Source organism: Rhizobium sp. Root482, assembly GCF_001426565.1.
Classification (GTDB): Bacteria; Pseudomonadota; Alphaproteobacteria; order Rhizobiales; family Rhizobiaceae; genus Pararhizobium.
Window position 1 is genome coordinate 1 of record NZ_LMFA01000005.1, and the last position, 20,731, is coordinate 20,731.

The window sequence follows — 20,731 nt, forward strand, 5'->3', positions numbered from 1 at the left end:
TGTAGAAGGTCGCTTCGGATATTCCGTGCTTGCGGCAAACATCGGCCGTCCTCAGGCCGCTCTCCTGCTCTTTCAATATCCCGATGATCTGCTCGCCCGTGAACCGTGAATGCTTCATCCTGTCCGTCTCCTCAGTGTGACGGACTCTACCAAAATTTGGAGGAAGTTCAGGGGCTCAGGTCAATTACACCAAAGGTCGCCTGATCATGACGGCCCGGGTCCACACCCGAAATTACACCATCTTGACGGACGCTATCAAACTTCAGGTTATGCAGACACGACAAAAAGAAGGGCAACGAAGACAATCGCTACGCCGCCCTTCGCGCTTAACTACATAGATGCCTTGATCTTCCCGGCGGCCTCCGGGGTCACCCATCCGCGCCAGATCGCCTCGTGATGACGCAGGAACTCCAGCGCGCCATCGGCCCCGGTCGCCTGATTGTCCGTCATCCAGCTCAGCATTTTGCTGACCACATTATTGTGAAGCGCCCGCTTGCGCAGATAGTCGATCGTCGGACCGCCCTTCCTGAAGAACTCTCCGGAGACGGCCGTCTCGATCGTATCCGACGGCCAGTCGTTCGGCACAGGATCCGGACAATCGCCGACTGTGTTGCAGCGCGTCCATTCCTCCTGGTTGAACGGCGCACCATGACTGAGCTTCACCATCTTGTACTTGCCGAGCAGCGGTGTCGGCGCCCAGTAAAAGCCTACCCAGCCCTGTTCCTTCTCATAGGCACGCACGAGAACGGCATCGAGCGACGCGGCCGTGCCCGACGAGACCAGCTCGAAGCCGGCGGCTTCCGCCTTGTAGGCCTTGTAATACTGCGCGGTGATCAGCGTCGCCGCCCAGCCTTCAGGACCATTGTAGATCGCGCCCTTCGAGGCATCTTCCGGGGCGGGAAAAAGTTCGGGATGCTTCAGTACCTCGGGGATCGATGTGAGATTGGGGTATTTGTCGACCATATACTGCGGGACCCACCAGCCGAGCTGACCGCCATCCGGGAGGGAGTTGCCGAGCGAAACGATCTTGCCCTCCTCCTTGCCGCGCTTGAGGATGTCCGGCAGCAGCGCTATCCAGTTTTCCGGCGCAATGTCGGGCTCTCCCTTCTCCGCCATGGAGGTCATGCTCGGCACGAGATCGCCGGCGACCAGCGTGGCATTGCAGCCATAACCAGCTTCCAGAATGATCTTGTCGATGTTGGCCAGAAGCGTCGCCGATTGCCAGTTCATGTCAGCGATGGAAACGTCTCCGCAGTCGGCGGCCTGGACGCCGGCGGCTGCGAAGAGAAATGGCAGTGTCATCAGAATGCGTTTCATCGGTTCGTTCCCCTTTTTATAAACGTTGTACCGCAGGTGCCCCGGTCAAGGCGTGTAGACGACGAGTACGGTTGCCCCGGTCGCGCTGCCGGCCGTGTGGTTGGTACCGGCTTCGCGTAGAACGTAGTCGCCCGCATTGTAGGTGCGCATCTGATCGTAGAAGGTGCCATCCACCACGAAGATTTGTTCGGTTTGGTCGTGTGCGTGGCTTTCGGCATGGGCGCCGGCATCCACCTTCATCAGAAAAGTTTGCTCGCGCGCTTTCGGCCGGTCGTAGAGGCGCTTGAGCCAGAAGCCCTCACTGCCACCATATTCCCATTCCTGCTTGGATGTCTCGACAGTGTGGAAGGTGACTACGTCACCATCCTTCATTGCCGCCATGAAGATATCGGTCATGCGTTCGTCTCCTGTTTTCGCTCGTGGAATGAGGGCTTCGACAAGCGCATAGGTCAACGGCAGTAAATCTGCCGGCTTGCATAACACATCGTTATGCGTTTAGGTTTGCCGTCAGGAGCAACCCGCCGTGAGCACATTCAGACGCAACATCCCGTCGCTTTCCGCCCTCGTGACGCTGGAATCGGCCGCCCGTCACCTGAGTTTCACCGAGGCTGCGCGGGAGCTGAACGTTACCCAGCCCGCCGTCAGCCGACAGATCCGCGATCTCGAGAAAAGCCTCGGCTTTCCGCTCTTCGTGCGCCGCCACCGCGCGCTTGACCTGACGCCCAAGGGTAGGCAGATGGCCACGACACTGACTCAGTCAATCGAGCATATCGTCAGCACCTGGCAAGATATCCAGGGCAACACGACGCCCACGCAGCTGCATGTCTCCGCTTATGTCGCCTTTTCCAACCTTTGGCTTGCGCCGCGTCTTCCGCTTTTCCGCGTGGAAAATCCCGAACTCAGCGTATTCGTCGACACACAGGATCACGACCCGGACCTGCGCCGGACCGATTTCGACCTCGCGCTACGCTTCGGCGCCGGGCAATGGCCAGATGGCAAGGCGACCTTCCTGTTCCGCGACGAGATAGTCCCGGTGTGCAGCCCCGCCTATCTTGAGGACCTACCCAGGCTGACGCAGGCCGACGACCTCAAGCGTCACCGCATCATCGATTACAGCCGCGGCGGCCGCGCGTGGCAAGGCTGGGACGACTGGACGCAGTTTTCCTTCGGCTCTGTGGCCGAGGTGCGCGTTGATACCTATTACAGTTATTACATGGATGCCGTGACGGCGGCCGTAGAGGGGCAGGGCGTCGTGCTCGGCTGGAAGGCAATCATCGAGAAATATCTCGCAAGCGGCGCCCTCGTGCCCATCTCCGAAGCCGTCATGACCAGTGCCTCTGCGCACTACATCGTGACGCCGCGAGGCCGAAGAGATACTGAAGTTGTGACACGATTCTCGGCGTGGATTATGGAGGCGTGCTCGCGATACCAAGTTGATCGTTAAGCGAAAGCCCTTGAGATCGGCGTTGGTGCACGGATCGGGAACTGAACGGATGGGGATCTTTGAAACGGCTGACTATGGCGTGGCTGCCTTGGGGCGGACTGAATAGCTCCGAGTTTCGTAGCACCCTCGGGTTAGATTTTCTGCTGCTTCTCGAACTCGACGAGCGATAGCATTCCGTTTCTCACGTGCTTGCGCTTCGGGTTGTAGAACATTTCGATGTGGTCGAACACATCCTAGCGAGCTTCATCGCGTGAAGGATAGACCTGCGACGTATTCTCTCTCGCTTCAGAAGATTGAAGAAGCTCTCGGCCACCGCATTGTCATGGCAATTGCCGCGTCGGCTCATCGAGTGAATTGCCGGTCGAGCGTGTTGTCGATAGCGACAGCAGGCCTGCCGCCATAGATGCCGGGACGGCGTTTGTAGCCAATCTGCGCCTTGATCCCGGCAAGACGGGTCAGACGCGCAACCCGTTTCGGGCAGCACATCTCGCCCTGATCGAGAAGGTCGTCGTGCAGCTTGCGATAGCCGTAGACCTTGCCGCTCTCTTCCCATACCTTCAGGAGCAAATCGGTCTGTCGCTTGTCCTCGTTGGCTCGCTTGCTCAGGGGGTTCTTCAGCCAGGTGTAAAATCCACTCGGGTGAACCCGCAGAAGGCGGCACATCGTCCGCTTCGCTGAAATTCGATTTGCTCGCAATGCTCTTCCTGCCTCAAAATTAAGAAAGAAGACGTCTACAAATCTAGGGGCTATTCAGTCCATGTCGCTGACCTGGAGCCAGATGAAGACGGATCTTGATCCCAGGCGTTTCATCATCCGAACCGTGCCGGCGCTCCTGGCGAAGTTGAGCGCCTAGCAGGATTAGGTACCACCTTCGCGACGGCTACACCACGTGCTGCGACACGATCATCTAAAACGCGCGCCGGTACCGGATCACGTCATTTCCGGGTGACACGAGGTCCCATTGATGTAAGCTGAGGCCGAAAATAGCATTGCCTGTTTGATATAGCTGCGGCTTCGAAGGCTGGGTTCCGCCAGCAGGCAAGACATTTGTCGCCTTGAAATATTTACTGATTTTGAAATAGCCCGCAGCTTGATCAACCATGTCCCGACTGCCCGCCATCATATTTAGTCCGGCAAGGCTTGACCAGGCGCACTCTTCGCGAACAGACCCGTGCGCCCGCACGGGACAGGTATTTTGATGCGCTTCAGGGGACTTGCAAATGGTAAGACACTGGCTGATTCCGGCGGTACTGCTCTTCTCCACCGCTTTGACTGCAAGCCCTTCGCCAGCACAAGAGCAACCCAAACCCGCCGTCACTGTCGCAAAGCCGGTGGTTCGTGACGTCGTTGACCGGGACGAGTTTATCGGCCGATTCGCGCCGGTCGACGAAGTGACCCTGCGTTCGCGGGTCGGCGGATATCTCGACCAAATCGGCTTCACCGATGGTGCCATGGTGAAGAAGGGCGACGAGCTCTTCGTGATTGACCAGCGCCCGTTCCAGACCGCGCTGGATGTCGCCACCTCCTCGCAGGAAGTCGCGAAATCGACACTGACCTTCGCAGAAGCCGAATTTGTGCGTACGGAATCGCTGGTCCAGAAAGGGACGCTATCAGTCTCCACCCTGGATGACCGCCGCCGCGAACTGCAATCCGCGCAGGCCAACATGCGCGGAGCCGAGGCGAGCTTAGCGCGCGCGAAGCTCGACATGGAATACACGGTCATCAAGGCGCCGCTCAGCGGCCGCATCGACCGCCGCCTCATTTCGGTCGGCAATCTTGTTCAGGCGGACCAGACGGCCCTGACCACTATCGTTTCGCTCGATCCGATCGACTTCTACTTCGATGTCGATGAACGTCGTCTCTTGAATTACGCCCGCGTCGCCCGCGAGCACGGCAGCGACCTGCAAGAGGGCGGCGGGTCCCTTGAAGTGTCGGTGACCATCGCCGATTCCACCGAAAAGCCCTTCATCGGCAGGCTCGATTTCGCGGAAAACCGGGTCGATCAGGAAACCGGAACGATGCGTGTGCGGGCTCGTTTCGACAATCCGAATTTCGTCCTGCAGCCGGGTCTCTTCGGCCGCGTCGAGGTTACCGCCTCCAATACCTACAAGGGCATCCTGGTCCCCGACGAGGCAATCGGGTCGGATCAGGACCAGCGCGTCGTCTACGTCCTTGCCGAAGACGGCAGCTTCTCGTCCAAAGCGGTGCGGCTCGGGCCAAGGCTCTACGGCTACCGCGTCATTCGAGAAGGCCTAACCGGCGACGAGACGATCGTCGTCAACGGCCTGACCCGGCTGCGCCCCGGCGTCATCGTCGATCCCACGCTCGTGACCCTGCCGCCCGAAGCCGCGCCGACGGAGAATGGTCAATGAGATTTGCCCATTTCTTCGTCGATCGGCCGATTTTCGCATCGGTCGTGTCCATCTTCCTGCTGATCGTCGGCGGCATCGCCTATTTCCAGCTTCCCGTCGCGCAATATCCGGAAATCGCGCCACCGACCATCGTCATCCGCACCGCCTATCCCGGCGCCGATGCCGAAACGATCGCCAACACGGTCTCGACGCCGCTGGAGCAGGAAATCAACGGCGTCGAGGGCATGCTCTACATGTCCTCCTATTCGACGGCCGACGGATCGATGGCGCTGACCGTCACCTTCAAGCTCGGCACCGATCTCGACAAGGCGCAGGTGCTGGTCCAGAACCGCGTGGCGATCGCCGAACCGCGCCTGCCGGAAGAAGTCCGCCGCATCGGCGTCACCACAGCGAAGAGTTCGCCTGACCTGATGATGGTCGTGCACCTGATTTCGCCGAACGACCGCTACGACCAGCTCTATGTCTCCAATTATGCCCGCAGCCGCGCCCGCGATCTTCTCGTCCGGCTCGACGGCGTCGGCGACGTCATCCTATTCGGCGAGCGCGAATATGCCTTGCGCATCTGGCTCGACCCCGAAAAGCTCGCCGCCTATGGCATGACCTCGGGCGATATCGTCCAGGCCTTGCGCCATCAAAACGTCCAGGTCTCCGGCGGCTCGATCGGCGGGCCGCCAAATGCCGGCACCAATGCCTTCCAGTATACCGTGACCACCGAGGGGCGCTTCAGCGATCCGCGCCAGTTTCGCTATGTCATCGTCAAGGCAACGGCGAGCGGTCGCCTCGTCCAGTTGCAGGACGTTGCCCGCATCGAACTCGGCGCCAAGGATTACGTCACCAACAGCTACCTGAACGGCAAGGCCGCCGTCGCCATGGGCATCTTCTCTCGGCCCGGAACCAATGCGCTTAAGGCCGCCGAAGAGATCAAGGCGACAATGGAGACCCTGAAGAAAGATTTCCCGCCGGGTCTCGAATATACCATCGTCTACAACCCGACCGAATTCATCTCGGAATCCATCAACGAGGTCTACAAGACCATCCTCGAGGCGGCGATCCTCGTCGCCATTGTCGTGCTTGTGTTCCTCCAGTCCTGGCGCACGGCACTGATCCCGATCATCGCCATTCCCGTGTCGCTGATCGGCTGCTTCGCTTTCCTCGTCGCCTTCGGCTTTTCTTTGAACATGCTCACTTTGTTCGGGCTGGTGCTGGCCATCGGCATCGTCGTCGATGATGCGATCGTCGTGGTGGAGAATGTCGAGCGCAATCTGGCCAAGGGCATGACGCCGAAGCAGGCGGCGCACGTGACGATGGACGAGGTCGGTACCGCGGTCGTCGCCATTTCGCTGGTGCTGATCGCCGTCTTCGTGCCGACGGCCTTCATCCCCGGCATTTCCGGCCAGTTCTACCTGCAGTTCGCCGTGACGATTTCCGTGGCCACCGCCATTTCGGCGCTGAACTCGCTGACATTGTCGCCGGCGCTCGCAGCGCTGCTTTTGCGGCCGCACCAGGAACATCACGAGACCCGCAATCCCTTCACCCGCGTCGGTCGGGGCCTCGCCAACGGCTTCAACAGCGGCTTTGACCGGATGACGAAAGGTTATGTTTGGGTCGTTGGTCACCTGGTATCGACGCGGATCGCACTCGCCGCCACCCTGATCGTCTTCGCCGGCCTGCTGGCGGCCACCTGGTATATGGGACGGACTGTGCCCAGCGGCTTCGTCCCGACGATGGACCAGGGCTATGCGATCGTCGTCGTGCAGCTTCCGGACGGCGCCTCGCTTGCACGCACAGATGCGGTGGTCAAGCGTGCCTCCGACACGATCCTGAAGGTGCCCGGCGTCAAGAACGCCGTCGCCTTTTCCGGTTTCAACGGCGCGACCTTCACCAATGCGTCCAATTCGGGCGTGGTCTTTGCCGCCTTCGATACGTTCGAGGAACGGTTGAAGCACGGCCAGAGCGCCAACCAGATCATCGGTCAGCTCTATGGTTCGCTGCAGAGCATCCAGGAAGCCTTCATCATCGCCGTGCCGCCGCCCTCCATTCGCGGCATCGGCAATTCCGGCGGCTTCAAGATGCAGATCGTCGACCGCGAAAGTTCGGACATGCGCCGCGTGCTCGGCCTTGCCTACCAGATGATGGGCGCCGCCGCCCAGACGAAAGAGCTGTCCGGCGTCTTCACCACATTCTCCGCGTCCAGCCCGCAGTATTTCCTGGCTGTCGATCGCGACAAAGCGCGGGCGCTGAATGTCCCGATCCCCAACATCTTCGAAACGCTGTCGATCAATCTGGGCACATCCTATGTCAATGATTTCAACGCTTTCGGCCGCGTCTACCAGGTGCGGGCGCAGGCCGACCAGCAATACCGGCTGGAGCGGGAAGACATTCTTGCCCTGAAAGTCCGCTCCGCCACCGGCGCGCTGGTGCCGCTCGGCACGCTGGTCGACATCCAGGACACGACCGGACCGTCGCTCGTCCAGCGCTACAACATGTATGTCTCGGTTCCGCTCCAGGGCAATCCGGGCCCCGGCGTCTCGACCAGCACGGCCCTCGACACGATGGAGGGGCTGGCCGCCAAGATCCTGCCGCCAGGCACCTCGTTCGAGTGGACGGACCTCGCCTTCCAGGAGCGCAATACCGGCAATACCGCGATCTTCATCTTCGCCCTCTCCGTGATCTTCGTCTTCCTGGCGCTGTCGGCCCAGTATGAAAGCTGGGTCCTGCCGCTGGCGATCATCCTCGTCGTGCCGATGGCGGTGCTCGCCGCCTTGGTCGGGGTATCCCTGCGCGGCCAGGACAACAATATCCTGACGCAGATCGGGCTCATCGTCCTCATCGGCCTCGCAGCCAAGAACGCCATCCTGATCGTCGAGTTCGCCCGGCAGGCCCAGGATGACGGCATGAACCCGGTTCAGGCGGCGATCGAGGCCAGCCGCCTGCGCCTGCGGCCGATCCTGATGACCGCCTTCGCCTTCATTCTCGGTGTCGTGCCGCTGATGATCGCCACGGGTCCCGGCGCCGAGATGCGCCAATCGCTCGGCACCGCCGTCTTCTCCGGCATGCTGGGCGTCACCGTCCTCGGCCTGTTCCTCACGCCGGTCTTCTACGTCGCGCTGCGTTCCTTCGGCTACAAACCAAAGGAAAAGCCGATCCCGCTGGAATCGGGCATGATTTGACGCCTGCGAACCGGGCAGAATTGTTCTGCCGTGTGCATAAGAGCCGGGATGGAAATGGTTCCTGCTTCATTGCACCACACAGTCCTTTGCAGCCGTCCTCAACCTTCTCGCAACCGAGACAGCGGCCCCGGGCCTGGGTGCGGACGCCGCCGTGGCCCGGCTTTTCGTACTGCTTTTCATCCACGCGATCCGCGCCTACGTGGAGGACGACGGCAGCCCGAAACCCGGTTGGCTGGCCGCTGTATCGGACGTCCGTCTGTCAATCGGCTCGGAATGTTGACCCCTTATCGGCGTCCAATCTTGGCTCTGACGCAGATTTGGTGCAATTCCCTCATGTCGCGCCGATCAGGCGGGCTTGAAGCAAATCAAGCTTTCCGCGACCGTACATCTGGCGTTTCACCAGCTTGAGCTTGGTGATCTGCCCCTCTGTTTATCCGTTCGACCACGGTGAGACTATCGCTGCGCGGACAGCCTGAATGTCTTTTGCAACGCCATTGCCAAAGGAAGCAACCAGGCTGTCGCGAGCGCGGTCGATCCACGGCACGAGCTCGTTTTCCGCCTTACGCCGGATCATGCGATGGAACTCATCAGGCTGATTCCTTTTGTGGAAACCAGCAAGGCAGCATCGCCAAAACTGCATCAAATCTGGGTCAGAGCCAATATTCCACGCCGAAACACATCCACCATGGAAGGTTGGTGAAAGGCCGAACGCGTTGCATTGTTTGACATCGGCGATGGCATCTCGTGGGGCTTTAAGCTATCGGCAGATGCAATTCTGCACGCTCTTTTCCGCCGCCTGACCCAACAGCTAACGAGGGAACAAGCCCATTGCGAAAGTCAATGATGACCGCCTTGATGGGATCGGGACCCTCGCCCCTGGCCGATTTGAAGCCGGCGGCCAACGCGGGGTGAATCACCGCGCCGCCCAATTGGCGCCACGGCGGAAGATCGTGCGCATCTGCGGCACGTCGAATTCCTTGGCCACGTGGCCGAGCGACGAGTAGAAAACGCGGCCCTTGCCGTAGTTGCGCTTCCAGACCACCGGCATCACCACGCCATCGATCCAGTAGGCGTGGTCGCCGGTGAACGTTGTCGTTGCCAGCACCTCGTTGGAAGGATCGACATGCATGTAATACTGCTCGGACGTGTAGGGGAAATCGGCGATGCCCTCCATCACCGCATCGTCGGGACGTGTGACATTGACTGTGTAGTCGATGATATTGCCCGGATGGGCGACCCATTGTCCGCCGATGATGAACTGGTATTCGACGCATTCGCGGAAGGCGTCACCGGCGCCGCCGTGATAGCCGGCGATGCCGACGCCGTTCTCGACGGCGGCGGCCAGGTTCTTCGCCTCCTCCTTCTCGATCTTCGACATGGTCATGATCGGCACGATCAGCGACAGGTCGTGGATCGACGGGTCGGCGAAGGCTTCCGTGGTGTTCTCCAGATAGACCTTGAACCCCTCCTCCTGGAGAATTCCTTTTATGATATGGGCGCATTCCTGCGGCTCGTGGCCGCTCCAGCCGCCCCATACGATCAAAGCTTCGCGCATGTCAGTCTCCTCTGAAATCTGTTCTAGCGGACCAGACGGCCGTCAATCAGTGATTGCGAGAGCGGCGCCGGCCGCTCCGGCCTGGTGGTGATGGTGACCGTCTCCCCCGTCTCCGCCGCCGTGCCGAAGGCTTCCATCACCTCGAGCACGTGCAGAGCGAGATCTCCATTGGCCCGGTGCGGTCGGTTCGACAAAATGGCATGCGCCATGTCCGCGACGCCGAGCGAGCGGTAATTGCCGTCGGCATAGGGTTCCGTGGTCGGCTGCGGTTCGAAAGCGCCGCCCTTCTTCAGGAGCTCTATATCACCGCCGAAATGGTTCGGATCGGGCACGATCAGCGTGCCCTCCGTGCCGTAGACTTCCAGCGGAACGTGCTTATGGCCGGCGACGTCGAAGCTCATGCCGATCTGCACGACGGCGCCGTTGTGGAAGGCCATCACGCCAGAAACATGCGTCGGAATATGGACGGGGATCGTCTGGCCATTGCGCGGCTCGCTGGTGATGATGCGTTCGCTGCGCGGCGTCATCGCGAAGCCCGCGACCTTCGCCACCGGTCCGAGCAGGTTGACGAGATCGGTGATGTAATACGGCCCCATGTCGAGCATCGGCCCGCCACCGGCCTCATAGTAGAAGTCCGGGTTGGGATGCCAGCGCTCATGGCCAGGGCACATGAAGGTGGCGGTGCCGCCGACCGGCGTTCCCAGCACGCCGGTATCGATGATCGATCGCGCCGTCTGATGCGCGCCGCCCAGGAAGGTATCGGGGGCAGCGCCGATGCGCAGGCCGCTCGCCTTGGCCGTTTCGGCAAGTTTGCGGCCTTCGGCGAAGGTGACACCGAGCGGCTTTTCCGAATAGGTGTGCTTCCCCTTGGCCAGCACCTGCAGGCCGACCTCCACATGCGCCTTGGGCACCGTCAGATTGACGATCAGCTGGATGTCCGGATCGTCGAGCAATTCATCGATGCCGCGGGCGGCGAGATTGAATTCGCCGGCCCTCTGTTCGGCCAGCCCTCGGTTGAGATCCGCGATGCCGCGGATGTCGAGAACCGGAAACGAGGCCATTGCCTTCAAATAGGCCGATGAGATGTTGCCGCATCCGATGATGCCGATACCGAGCTTGTCCATGGTTCTCCTCCAAGACCGAATGATGTCAGATGGCCGCGCCGCTAGAGGCTCGAGGCCGGGCCCGTGGTTCCCCAGGGCGATTCGTAGAGTTCGCGCAGAGCCACAACCGCCGCCCCTTGCGCCCAGGCCTCGTCCGGCGACGGATCGAACACCAGTTCGGCAACCTCGCGGATCGAGCGGGGGATGGCGCGGGCATAGGATTGTCGCAGGCTGTCGATGAAGACGGAACCCAGCAACAGCGTCGATCCGACGATAATGACGCGCGGCGGCCCGAACAGGGTGACGATGTTGGCGACCGCCAAGCCGACTGCCTCGCCGGCCCGCATGGCGGTGGCCGACAGCGGGTTGTCGTCGGCGGAGATCAGCGCCTGCGCATGCGCCATGCCCCGCCCGACGCGGACGGCTTCGGCGAAATGGCCGACCAGTTGCTGCTCGCCGAAGATCGCCGTCTCGCCGGCGATCTCCGACAGGCGGACCGTCTGGTCCGAGACGCTTCCAAGCACCAGGTCGCCGAGATTGTGGCTGAGGCCGCCGGCGCCGCGAAACAGCTGGCCGTTGTGAAGAAGCCCGAGCCCCAGCGTCTGCTCCAGCGAAACGACGACGAAATCGTCCAGGTCGCGGGCATGGCCGAACCAGTGATGCGCCAGCGCAATGGCATGCGCGTCGCTTTCCACGATGGTCGGGAGATTGAGCCGGCTGGTCATCTCTTCGGCGAAATTGACGTCGATCTCCCGGAAGACGGGGCTGGAGCGAACCCTTCCGGTCCGATGCTCGACGACGCCGGGAAGTCCCAGGCAGACGGTATCGATATCGCTCAGCGACAGGCCGGCATCGACGACGCAGCGGCGCACGCCATCCTCCACCAGATCGCTGATCACGCCGATCGGCAGGCGATCGACGCGCACGGGAATGGTGAGCTTGGAGAGCACCTCGCCGCAGAAGTTCGTGAGCGCGAAGACGATGCGGTTGGTGGCGATCTTAGCGCCGACGACGCGGGCCGCATCCGGGTTCAGCTCCAGCATGACGCGGGGCCGCCCGCGGGCCGCGGTATTGCGTATATCGCCCTCGTGGCGAGTAAGGATCAGTCCATCATCGAGCAGTGATCCGGTGATGGCGGAGACCGTGGTGGTTGACAGCTGCGAGCGCTCGCTAATCTCGACGCGCGAGATCGGCCCGCGTCGACGGATCTTGTCGAGCACGGTAAAGCGGTTGATTGCGCGCATCAATTCTGGGTCTGCAGTCTTCATGAAGGGCCGTATGTTCGCAATCGGTCGGACAGGTTGGAGCCCTGATTTAAGCCGGGCAGCGAATTAAATAACGGCGATACCGGCTCCATTGTCAAGCTGGTGTGTCGCTAAAATCGCCAATTGCGGTTGACAACGCGGCAAATGTCGTTTGAATTAATCCGCATAAGGGAAAAATTGAGGAATATTCCCTTTGGAGGAGGAACAAATGACCAATCATGACAAGGCGACGCCCCTGTGGGGCGTCCGGCTCACTGCGCTTGCTGCTGCCACGGCGCTGACTTCACTTCTCGGCGCCCAGGCGGCGGCGGCTCAGACCGTCGTCAAGTGGATGCATGTTGAAACGATCCCGGCTTACATCGAGGCCTGGGAAGGCATAGCCAAGGACTATGAGACACAGCACCCGGATGTCGACATCCAGCTGCAGTTTCTCGAAAACGAGGCGTTCAAGGCGAAGCTGCCGACGCTGCTCCAATCCGATGCGGCGCCCGATTTCTTCTACAGCTGGGGCGGCGGCGTGCTGCGCCAACAGGCGCAGACGGGCGCGCTGATGGATCTCACCGCGGCCATGAATGCCGACGACGGCGCCTGGGCGAAGACCTACAAGCCGGCCGCGGTCGCAGGCCTGACCTTCGACGGCAAGATCCACGTCGTTCCCTACCGCATGGGCACGGTCAGCTTCTTCTACAACAAGGATCTTTTTGCCAAGGCTGGCGTCAAGGCCGAAGATATCAAGACCTGGAACGACTTTCTCGGCGCCGTAAAAACGCTGAAAGCGGCCGACATTACGCCGATCGCCGGCGGCGGCGGCGACAAATGGCCTCTGCATTTCTACTGGAGCTACCTGGTGATGCGCAACGGCGGCGAGCAGGTGTTCGAAGCGGCCAAGAACAAGCAGGGCGAAGGCTTCATGGACCCGACGGTGATCAAGGCTGGCGAGCAGTTGGCCGAACTTGGCAAGCTGGAGCCATTTCAGAACGGCTATCTCGGAGCAAGCTGGTCGCAGACGCTCGGCACGTTCGGTGATGGCAAGGCAGCCATGCTGCTCGGCTTCGAAAACACCGAACCGAACCAGCGCAAGAATGCGGGCGATGGCAAAGGTCTCGCTTCCGACCAGATCGGCCGTTTCGCGTTTCCCATCGTCGAAGGCGGCGCCGGCAAGGTGACCGATACACTCGGCGGCCTGAACGGCTGGGGGGTGACCAAAGGCGCCTCTCCGGCAGCACTGGATTTTCTGCGTTTCCTGACCAGCCAGGAAACCGAGCGGGAGCTGGCAGCCAAAGGCATGATTATTCCTGCCGCGGCAAACGCCGAGGAAGGCCTGAAAGACCGGCTGATGCGTGAAGCGGCGGACCAGCTTGCCGCATCCACCTGGCACCAGAACTTCTTCGACCAGGATCTCGGCCCGTCGGTCGGACGCGTCGTCAATGACATTTCCGTGGACATCCTGTCCGGCCAAATGTCGCCCGAGGAGGGTGCGCAGGCGATCCAGGACGCCATCGAACTCGAGTAAGCCCAAGGGCCGGTGGCAATCCGCCACCGGCCGACCGGCCGCTGCCGGTTGCGCGACGACGATGAACCATGGGATGAGCCATATGACTGCCAGCGTTGGTGATGCGTCCAGCTTGGATGCCGCGACGAAAATCCGCTACAAGAGCCCGACCGCGCGCGGCCGTTTGCCGGCGCTGATCATCTTCCTGCCGCCTGCCATACTTCTGTTCACGCTGTTCGTCATCCTGCCGATGGGCGAAGCTGCCTGGTACAGCCTCTACCGCTGGAACGGCTATGGCACGCCCACCGAATTCGTCGGGGTCCGCAACTTCGAGGTGCTGTTCAACAACGCCGCCTTCTCGCGGGCGCTGATCAACAACGGCCTGATCATCGTCGTGTCGCTTCTGCTGCAGATTCCGCTGGCGATCTGGCTGGCGGTGATGCTCAGCCGCAAGATGGCCGGGGTGGTGGCCTTCCGGCTGGTGTTTTTCCTCCCCTACGTGCTGGCCGACGTCGCGGCCGGCCTCATCTGGCGCTTCGTCTATGACGGCGACTATGGGCTGTTTGCCGCGATCGCCGGCTTCTTCGGCGTCGCGACACCCTATGTGTTGGCGGACCGGGACCTAGCCATCTACGCGGTGCTCGCGGTCATCATCTGGAAATATTTCGGCTTCCACATGATGCTGTTCATCGCGGGGCTGCAATCGCTCGACAAGAGCATCATGGAAGCCGCCGAGATCGACGGCGCGACCGGCTGGCAGCGGTTTCGCTACGTGACCCTGCCGCTGCTCGGCTCGACGGTGCGGCTGTCGGTGTTCTTCGCCATTATCGGCTCGCTGCAACTGTTCGACCTGATCATGCCGCTGACCGGCGGCGGGCCTTCCAACTCGACGCAGACGATGGTCACCTTCCTCTACACCTACGGCGTCACCCGCATGCAGGTCGGGCTCGGCAGCGCCGTCGGCGTGGTACTGTTCGTCATCTGCGTGACGATCGCCTTCGGCTACAAACGGATTTTCATGCGCCATGACTGAAACATCCTCCTCCGTCCGCGTCTCGGCCGGCACGCGCATCTATCTCTACCTGTCGCTGTCGCTGGTGGCGGCAGTTGTGCTGGTGCCGCTGGTGACCACGGCGCTCGGCGGCTTCAAGACGCTGGGCGACTTGCGGCTCAATCCATTCGGGCTGCCCAGCGAATGGGTGTGGTCGAACTATATCGATATCCTGCTGGGCGAACGCTACTGGCGTCAGATGATGAACTCGCTGGTCATCGCCGCCGCCACAGTGTTCCTGACACTGGTCGTGTCGTCGATGGCGGCCTTCTGCTTTGCCCATATCCGCTTCTTCGGCGCCAACCAGCTGCTCAATTATTTCCTCATCGGACTGATGTTTCCGGCAGCGACCGCCATCCTGCCGCTGTTCATCCGCATCCGCGACCTGGGCCTGCTGGACAGCTACTGGGGGGTAATCCTGCCGCAGGTCGCCTTCGGGCTGGGCATGAGCATCCTGCTGTTTCGCAACTATTTCCGCAACCTTCCGGAAGAGCTGTTCCAGGCGGCATTCGTCGACGGCTGCGGCTACATCCGCTTCTTCTGGTATATCTCGCTGCCGCTTTCGCGACCGATCGTGGCGACCGTCGGCATCGTCACCTTCGTCAGCAGCTGGAACAGTTACATCCTGCCGCTGATCATGCTGAACACCGAAAGCAAGTATCCCTGGCCGCTCGGCATCATGGTCTATCGCGGCGAGTTTGGCACCGACTGGCAGCTTGTGCTGGCCTTTATCACGCTGACCATCCTGCCGACGATTATCGTGTTCTTTCTCGCCCAGAAACATATCATTGCAGGTTTGACGGCCGGCGCCGTCAAGTCCTGATCTCCAAGGAGCAACCATCATGGCATCGGTCGGTCTTCGACACATCCGCAAGAGCTACGGCGCGCTGCAAGTGGTGCACGACGTGTCGCTCACCGTCGAAGATGGCGAATTCATCGCGCTGGTCGGCCCCTCCGGCTGCGGCAAGTCGACGCTTTTGCGGATGATCGCCGGGCTTGAGGACATAACCGACGGTCAGGTGACGATCGGCGGCACGGTGGTCAACGCGATGACGCCCCGCGAGCGCAACATCGCGATGGTCTTCCAGTCCTACGCGCTCTACCCGCACATGACGGTGGGCGAGAACATGGGCTTCAACCTGAAGCTCGCCGGCGTCGCCAAGCCCGAGATCGCCAGCCGCGTCGGCGAAGCTGCCCGCATGTTGGCGCTCGAGCAGCTGCTCGACCGCAAGCCGAGCCAGCTTTCGGGCGGGCAGCGCCAGCGCGTCGCCATGGGCCGCGCCATCGTGCGCGATCCTGCCGTCTTCCTGTTCGACGAACCCCTTTCAAACCTCGACGCGAAGCTGCGGGTACAGATGCGCACCGAGATCAAGTCGCTTCACCAGAAGGTCGGCACGACCTCCATCTACGTGACGCATGACCAGATCGAGGCAATGACGCTGGCCGACCGGATCGTCGTCCTCAATGCGGGCCGCATCGAACAGGTCGGCACGCCGATGGAGCTCTACAGGACGCCCGCAAACCTGTTCGTCGCCGGCTTTATCGGTTCCCCGGCGATGAACCTGATTGACGGAACGGTCGATGGGGAGACCGACAGTCCGGTCGTGCGTCTGGCAGAGGGTGCTGCCATCGCCATCTCACCCGATCGTAAAGTGCGTCGCGGCCAGAGCGTCAAGATCGGGCTGCGCCCCGAGCACCTGACGGCCGGCGGCGACGACAGCATCACCGGGCAGACATTGCTGGTGGAACCGACGGGAGCGCAGACGCATGTGCTGTTCGAATTTGCCGGTCAGCAGATGACCGCCGTCGTCGACGGAGATCATCCAGCCCGTCACGGCACGCCGTTTCGCGCCGGCATCGACCACAACCTGGTCTACGTGTTCGACACGGAAAGTGGAAAGAGCCTGTAGATCCACCGCAGCGTACGCCGATCGCGCTCGTCGTTCCCAACTGCGAAATTTACGCAAAGGCTTCCATCATATCCGGTATGCTGGTACTTACCATAACCAGTGCTTCAACTGGTTCATCCTATGCCCGGAAAAGTTCTCGTAATAGACCCCTCCGAACGTCAAGACATCATCAGAGGTCTTGCCAGCGAAGTCCGTGTTTCAATCTTGAAGCTTCTACGAAGCGGTCCGAAGAACGTCAATCAGATTGCCGAAGAGTTGCTTCTGCCGCAATCTACAGTCTCGTCGAACCTACAGATACTCGAGGAAGCTGGGCTGGTCACGACCGAAAGTGTCAAGGCACGCAAGGGCAGCCAGAAAATTTGCCGCTCGGCGTTCAGGGAAATTCTTGTAGCCTTTCACGAAGACATTGCCGAACGAACTGAGAATATGATCGAAGTATCGATGCCGTTGGGGCTTTACACGCAGTTCGAAGTGAGTAGCCCCTGCGGACTATGCTCGAAGGATGGCGTGATCGGGCTGCTTGATGTACCCGACACCCTTCTCGATCCCGAGAGAATGCGCGCCGGACTGCTTTGGTTCACACGTGGATTTGTCGAATATCAGTTTCCAAACAATACATTGCTAAAAAAGGCGAAACCCAGCGCGCTAGAATTTTCGATGGAACTGAGCTCAGAAGTTCCAGGAACCGCGGCAGACTGGCCATCGGACATATTTCTTCAGGTAAATGGCGTGGATGTCGGCACTTGGACGTCACCTGGTGATTTCGGCGACAAGCGCGGCGTTTACACGCCGGACTGGTGGAAATTGGCAGGCTCGCAGTATGGAAAGCTGAAGTATTGGCGCATCAACGACCAAGGCAGCTTTGTCGATGGCGTAAGAATATCCGATGTCACGCTCGATGACCTTGCAATCGACCAACATCGTTCGATCCGCATGCGCATAGGCGTTAAGGAAGACGCCGAGCACCCCGGCGGCATAAACATCTTCGGCCGCGGGTTCGGGAACTATGATCAGGATATTCTGTTGCGCATCCAGATCTGATACCGCCCAACAAAACGCTTGACGACCGTTGCCCTGGCGAGCTTATATGCCGTATCTTCCGATATGTACCGAAAAACATGGTACATTGGCTTCTTGGGGAGGAACATGGAAGCTAGAGTCGTTGCGCATGCGCGCTATACAATCGCCGACATAGACAAAAGGCTTTACGGATCGTTCCTGGAACATCTTGGGCGCGCGGTCTATACCGGCATTTATGAGCCGGGCCACCCGACAGCCGATAAGAACGGCATGCGCGGGGATGTGCTGGACCTCGTACGTGAATTGAACACACCGGTATGCCGCTATCCTGGTGGCAACTTTGTATCTGCCTATAACTGGGAAGACGGGATCGGCCCAAGGGATGCGCGACCAACGCGGCTTGACCTAGCTTGGCGAACCTCTGAATCGAACCATGTCGGTATTCACGAATTTGCGGAGTGGGCGGCTGCCGCGAACACCGAAATGATGTTGGCGGTCAATCTCGGTTCCCGCGGCCTCGACAGCGCCCGCAGTTTTGTCGAGTACACCAATCACCCCGGCGGAACCTACTGGTCCGATCTCCGGAAAAAGAACGGCCGGGCCGATCCGTGGAATGTCAGGCTCTGGTGCCTTGGCAATGAAATGGACGGCCCTTGGCAGGTCGGCCACAAAAGTGCGGCCGAATACGGCCATCTGGCCAACGAAACCGCGAAAGCAATGCGCGCCTTCGACGACACGCTGGAACTTATCGTCTGCGGTTCGTCGCATTCCGACATGCCGACTTATCCGCAATGGGAAGCCACGGTGCTGGAGGAGACATATGATCAGGTCGATTATATTTCGCTGCACATGTACTTTGAAAACTACGAGAAGAATACTGCCGAGTTCCTGGCCCTGCCCGAGAAGCTCGATCGATACATCGGTACCGTGAGTGGCGTGATCGACTACGTTAAAGGAAAGAAGCGTTCCAAGAGGAACGTCAAGATTTCCTTCGACGAATGGAACGTATGGTATCACGAGCGCCGCAGCGACGCGATCCGCATGAAGGAATGGGACTGGCCGCATGCGCCGGTTCTTCTGGAGGATATCTACAACTTCGAGGACGTGCTGCAGGTTGGCTGCATCCTCAACACGTTTATCCGGCGCTCCGATGTCGTGCGCATCGCTTGCATTGCCCAACTCGTCAATGTGATCGCGCCAATCATGACGATGCCTGGTGGCGGCTCGTGGCGGCAGACAATTTACTACCCCTTCAAATTCGCCTCGCTATACGGCCGGGGGACAGCGCTGCATCTCGACGTCGATTGTGCCAGCTATCGCGCCGACGTGGCCGACAACGTATCCTATCTCGATATTTCCGGCGTGCATGATGGCGATGCCGGGACGCTTACCTTTTTCGCAGTCAACAGGCACGGCGACGAACCGATGGCGATCGATCTGTCGCTTGAGGGCTTCGGCGAGGCCAAGTCCGTCGAGCACACGCTGATAAAGCATCAAGATCTCGAAGCGACAAACACCAGGGAAAATCCGGACAATGTGAAGCCGGAAACAACTGATGACGCAGTTCTCAGCGGGAACTCGGTACAGGTTACTGTGCCGCCATATTCTTATTCGATGATTATCGTGAGGTTGTAGGCAAATATCAACGTTGCGGCGGGAGGCCGCAACACAGATGGGAGGAGAATACCCGATGCCGAGAATCGTAACTTTGGCAAAGTGCGTTGCTTTGACTGTGAGCTTATTCGCATCCACCGCGCATGCAGAAGAAAATGTAGTTTGGTGGGATTTCCTGAGCGGCGGTGACGGCGTCCGCATGAAGCAGATGATCTCCGACTTCAACGCTGCCCATCAGGGAAAGATCAAGATCGATGCGACGACGCTGGAATGGGGCACGCCATTCTACGCCAAGGTCCAGACATCGGCCGCGGTCGGCGAAGCGCCAGACGTGATGACCTATCATGCAAGCCGCATACCGCTGGCCGTCAAGCAGGGAATCCTCCAGGAAATCACGGCCGACGACTGGAAGGCGATGGGGATTTCGAAAGACGATTACGCCAGCGCGACCTGGGATGCCGTCACCTCGGACGGCAAGCAATACGCAGTGCCGCTCGATACCCATCCGATCGTTCTCTATTACAACAAGGACATTCTCAAGAAAGCCGGCCTTCTGACCGACGACGGCAAGCCGAAAGGACTGGATTCGGGTGAGAACTTCACCGCCACGCTGAAAGCTTTGAAAGAGGCAGGCGTCAAGTTTCCGCTGGGATCGGTTACGGCAGACGGCAACTTCATGTTCCGCACCATCTATTCGCTGATGGGCCAGCAGGATGGCGAGTTGATGACAGACGGCAAGTTCCTGACAGGGGACAACGGCAAGAAGCTTGAGAATGCCCTTGCAATCCTGCAGGGCTGGACCAAGGACGGCCTGCAATCGTCCTATACGGACTATCCCGCGACCGTCGCGCTGTTCACGTCAGGTGAAGCCGCGATGATGATCAACGGAGTCTGGGAAGTGCCTACGATGACCGATCTGCACAAGAACGGCAAGCTGTTCGAATGGGGCGCGGTCGAGCTTCCGGTTATCTTCAACCATCCTTCGACCTATGCAGACAGCCACACCTTCGCCATTCCCGCCAACAAGGATAAGGATATGAGCGCCGACAAGCGTGCGGCCGTTCTGGAGGTAATGTCGTGGATGGACAAGAACTCGCTCTTCTGGGCAACGGCGGGCCATATTCCGGCCTATGGGCCCGTGACGGCGAGTGCAGAATATAAGGCAATGCAGCCTAATTCCACTTACTCGACGCTGACTGAAAACATGATCTTCGATCCCAAGTCGCCGCTGGCCGGCATTGCAGGCCCGATCTTCGACGTCATGTCGAGTTCCTTCGTGCCGACCTTGAATGGCGAAATGGAACCGGCGGAAGCCGTCGAGGAGATCAAGGCCGGATTGAACGACATGTAACCTCGCTGCCGGGCTGTCCTGATGGGCGACCCGGCACTTTACAGATGCCGGAGCAGGATTCGGGAGT

Annotated in this window: 17 protein-coding genes and 2 pseudogenes; 11 read left to right on the top strand and 8 right to left on the bottom strand. The window is 60.2% G+C overall.

The window, feature by feature from the left end; translation table 11 throughout:
- The 3 genes from ASD31_RS05160 to ASD31_RS05170 all read right to left on the bottom strand — a co-directional run.
- Nucleotides 1–118: transposase (locus ASD31_RS05160; RefSeq protein ID WP_156392519.1), on the bottom strand; the 118-nt coding region annotated here is incomplete at its 3' end.
- A gap of 212 nt (nt 119–330) precedes the next feature.
- Nucleotides 331–1,317: a glycine betaine ABC transporter substrate-binding protein gene (locus ASD31_RS05165; protein WP_056330382.1), complete on the bottom strand. Its 987-nt coding sequence runs from the start codon at nt 1,315–1,317 to the stop codon at nt 331–333.
- A gap of 45 nt (nt 1,318–1,362) precedes the next feature.
- Entirely contained in the window at nt 1,363–1,713 is a 351-nt protein-coding gene (locus ASD31_RS05170) for a cupin domain-containing protein (RefSeq protein ID WP_056330384.1), read from the bottom strand.
- A 127-nt stretch (nt 1,714–1,840) separates the two neighbouring features.
- Here ASD31_RS05170 and ASD31_RS05175 point away from each other — a divergent pair, with 127 nt between their 5' ends.
- On the top strand, nt 1,841–2,761 hold the full coding sequence (locus ASD31_RS05175) for a LysR substrate-binding domain-containing protein (protein WP_056330386.1): 921 nt from the start codon (nt 1,841–1,843) through the stop codon (nt 2,759–2,761).
- Between the two features lie 131 nt (nt 2,762–2,892).
- Here the strand turns inward: ASD31_RS05175 and ASD31_RS05180 are convergent.
- Nucleotides 2,893–3,430: pseudogene (locus ASD31_RS05180) on the bottom strand (IS3 family transposase); the annotation flags it as partial.
- Between the two features lie 551 nt (nt 3,431–3,981).
- Here ASD31_RS05180 and ASD31_RS05190 point away from each other — a divergent pair.
- From ASD31_RS05190 to ASD31_RS25165, 3 genes are all read left to right on the top strand, one after another.
- Nucleotides 3,982–5,133, top strand: coding sequence for an efflux RND transporter periplasmic adaptor subunit (locus ASD31_RS05190; RefSeq protein WP_056330391.1), 1,152 nt, complete (start codon nt 3,982–3,984; stop codon nt 5,131–5,133).
- Complete coding sequence (locus ASD31_RS05195) at nt 5,130–8,303, top strand: efflux RND transporter permease subunit (protein ID WP_056330393.1); 3,174 nt, start codon at nt 5,130–5,132, stop codon at nt 8,301–8,303. The genes ASD31_RS05190 and ASD31_RS05195 overlap by 4 nt, the downstream gene beginning before the upstream one ends.
- A gap of 61 nt (nt 8,304–8,364) precedes the next feature.
- Nucleotides 8,365–8,583, top strand: a complete 219-nt coding sequence (locus ASD31_RS25165; RefSeq protein ID WP_082520415.1) for a cupin domain-containing protein — start codon at nt 8,365–8,367, stop codon at nt 8,581–8,583.
- Between the two features lie 51 nt (nt 8,584–8,634).
- Here ASD31_RS25165 and ASD31_RS25170 read toward each other — a convergent pair.
- The 4 genes and pseudogenes from ASD31_RS25170 to ASD31_RS05210 all read right to left on the bottom strand — a co-directional run.
- Nucleotides 8,635–8,841 (bottom strand): annotated as a pseudogene (locus ASD31_RS25170) (transposase); the annotation flags it as partial.
- Between the two features lie 375 nt (nt 8,842–9,216).
- Nucleotides 9,217–9,858 (bottom strand): ThuA domain-containing protein, encoded by a 642-nt coding sequence (locus ASD31_RS05200; RefSeq protein WP_056330397.1) that lies wholly within the window; start codon nt 9,856–9,858, stop codon nt 9,217–9,219.
- Nucleotides 9,859–9,881: 23 nt separating this feature from the next.
- Nucleotides 9,882–10,982: a Gfo/Idh/MocA family protein gene (locus tag ASD31_RS05205; RefSeq protein ID WP_056330400.1), complete on the bottom strand. Its 1,101-nt coding sequence runs from the start codon at nt 10,980–10,982 to the stop codon at nt 9,882–9,884.
- Between the two features lie 41 nt (nt 10,983–11,023).
- Nucleotides 11,024–12,229: an ROK family transcriptional regulator gene (locus tag ASD31_RS05210; protein ID WP_056330403.1), complete on the bottom strand. Its 1,206-nt coding sequence runs from the start codon at nt 12,227–12,229 to the stop codon at nt 11,024–11,026.
- A gap of 205 nt (nt 12,230–12,434) precedes the next feature.
- On the opposite strand from ASD31_RS05210, the gene ASD31_RS05215 reads away from it, so the two are divergent.
- From ASD31_RS05215 to ASD31_RS05245, 7 genes are all read left to right on the top strand, one after another.
- Nucleotides 12,435–13,739 (top strand): ABC transporter substrate-binding protein, encoded by a 1,305-nt coding sequence (locus ASD31_RS05215; RefSeq protein ID WP_056330405.1) that lies wholly within the window; start codon nt 12,435–12,437, stop codon nt 13,737–13,739.
- 82 nt (nt 13,740–13,821) lie between these two features.
- Nucleotides 13,822–14,751, top strand: a complete 930-nt coding sequence (locus ASD31_RS05220) for a sugar ABC transporter permease (protein WP_320409379.1) — start codon at nt 13,822–13,824, stop codon at nt 14,749–14,751.
- On the top strand, nt 14,744–15,592 hold the full coding sequence (locus ASD31_RS05225; protein WP_056330411.1) for a carbohydrate ABC transporter permease: 849 nt from the start codon (nt 14,744–14,746) through the stop codon (nt 15,590–15,592). Before ASD31_RS05220 ends, ASD31_RS05225 begins: the two co-directional genes overlap by 8 nt.
- A 19-nt stretch (nt 15,593–15,611) precedes the next feature.
- On the top strand, nt 15,612–16,679 hold the full coding sequence (locus tag ASD31_RS05230; protein ID WP_056330413.1) for an ABC transporter ATP-binding protein: 1,068 nt from the start codon (nt 15,612–15,614) through the stop codon (nt 16,677–16,679).
- 120 nt (nt 16,680–16,799) lie between these two features.
- Entirely contained in the window at nt 16,800–17,720 is a 921-nt protein-coding gene (locus ASD31_RS05235; RefSeq protein WP_056330415.1) for an ArsR/SmtB family transcription factor, read from the top strand.
- 105 nt (nt 17,721–17,825) lie between these two features.
- Nucleotides 17,826–19,334 (top strand): alpha-N-arabinofuranosidase, encoded by a 1,509-nt coding sequence (locus ASD31_RS05240; protein WP_056330418.1) that lies wholly within the window; start codon nt 17,826–17,828, stop codon nt 19,332–19,334.
- 55 nt (nt 19,335–19,389) lie between these two features.
- A complete protein-coding gene (locus ASD31_RS05245; protein ID WP_056330420.1) occupies nt 19,390–20,664 on the top strand; it encodes an extracellular solute-binding protein in 1,275 nt (424 codons plus the stop codon).
- The last annotated feature ends 67 nt before the right edge of the window (nt 20,665–20,731 follow it).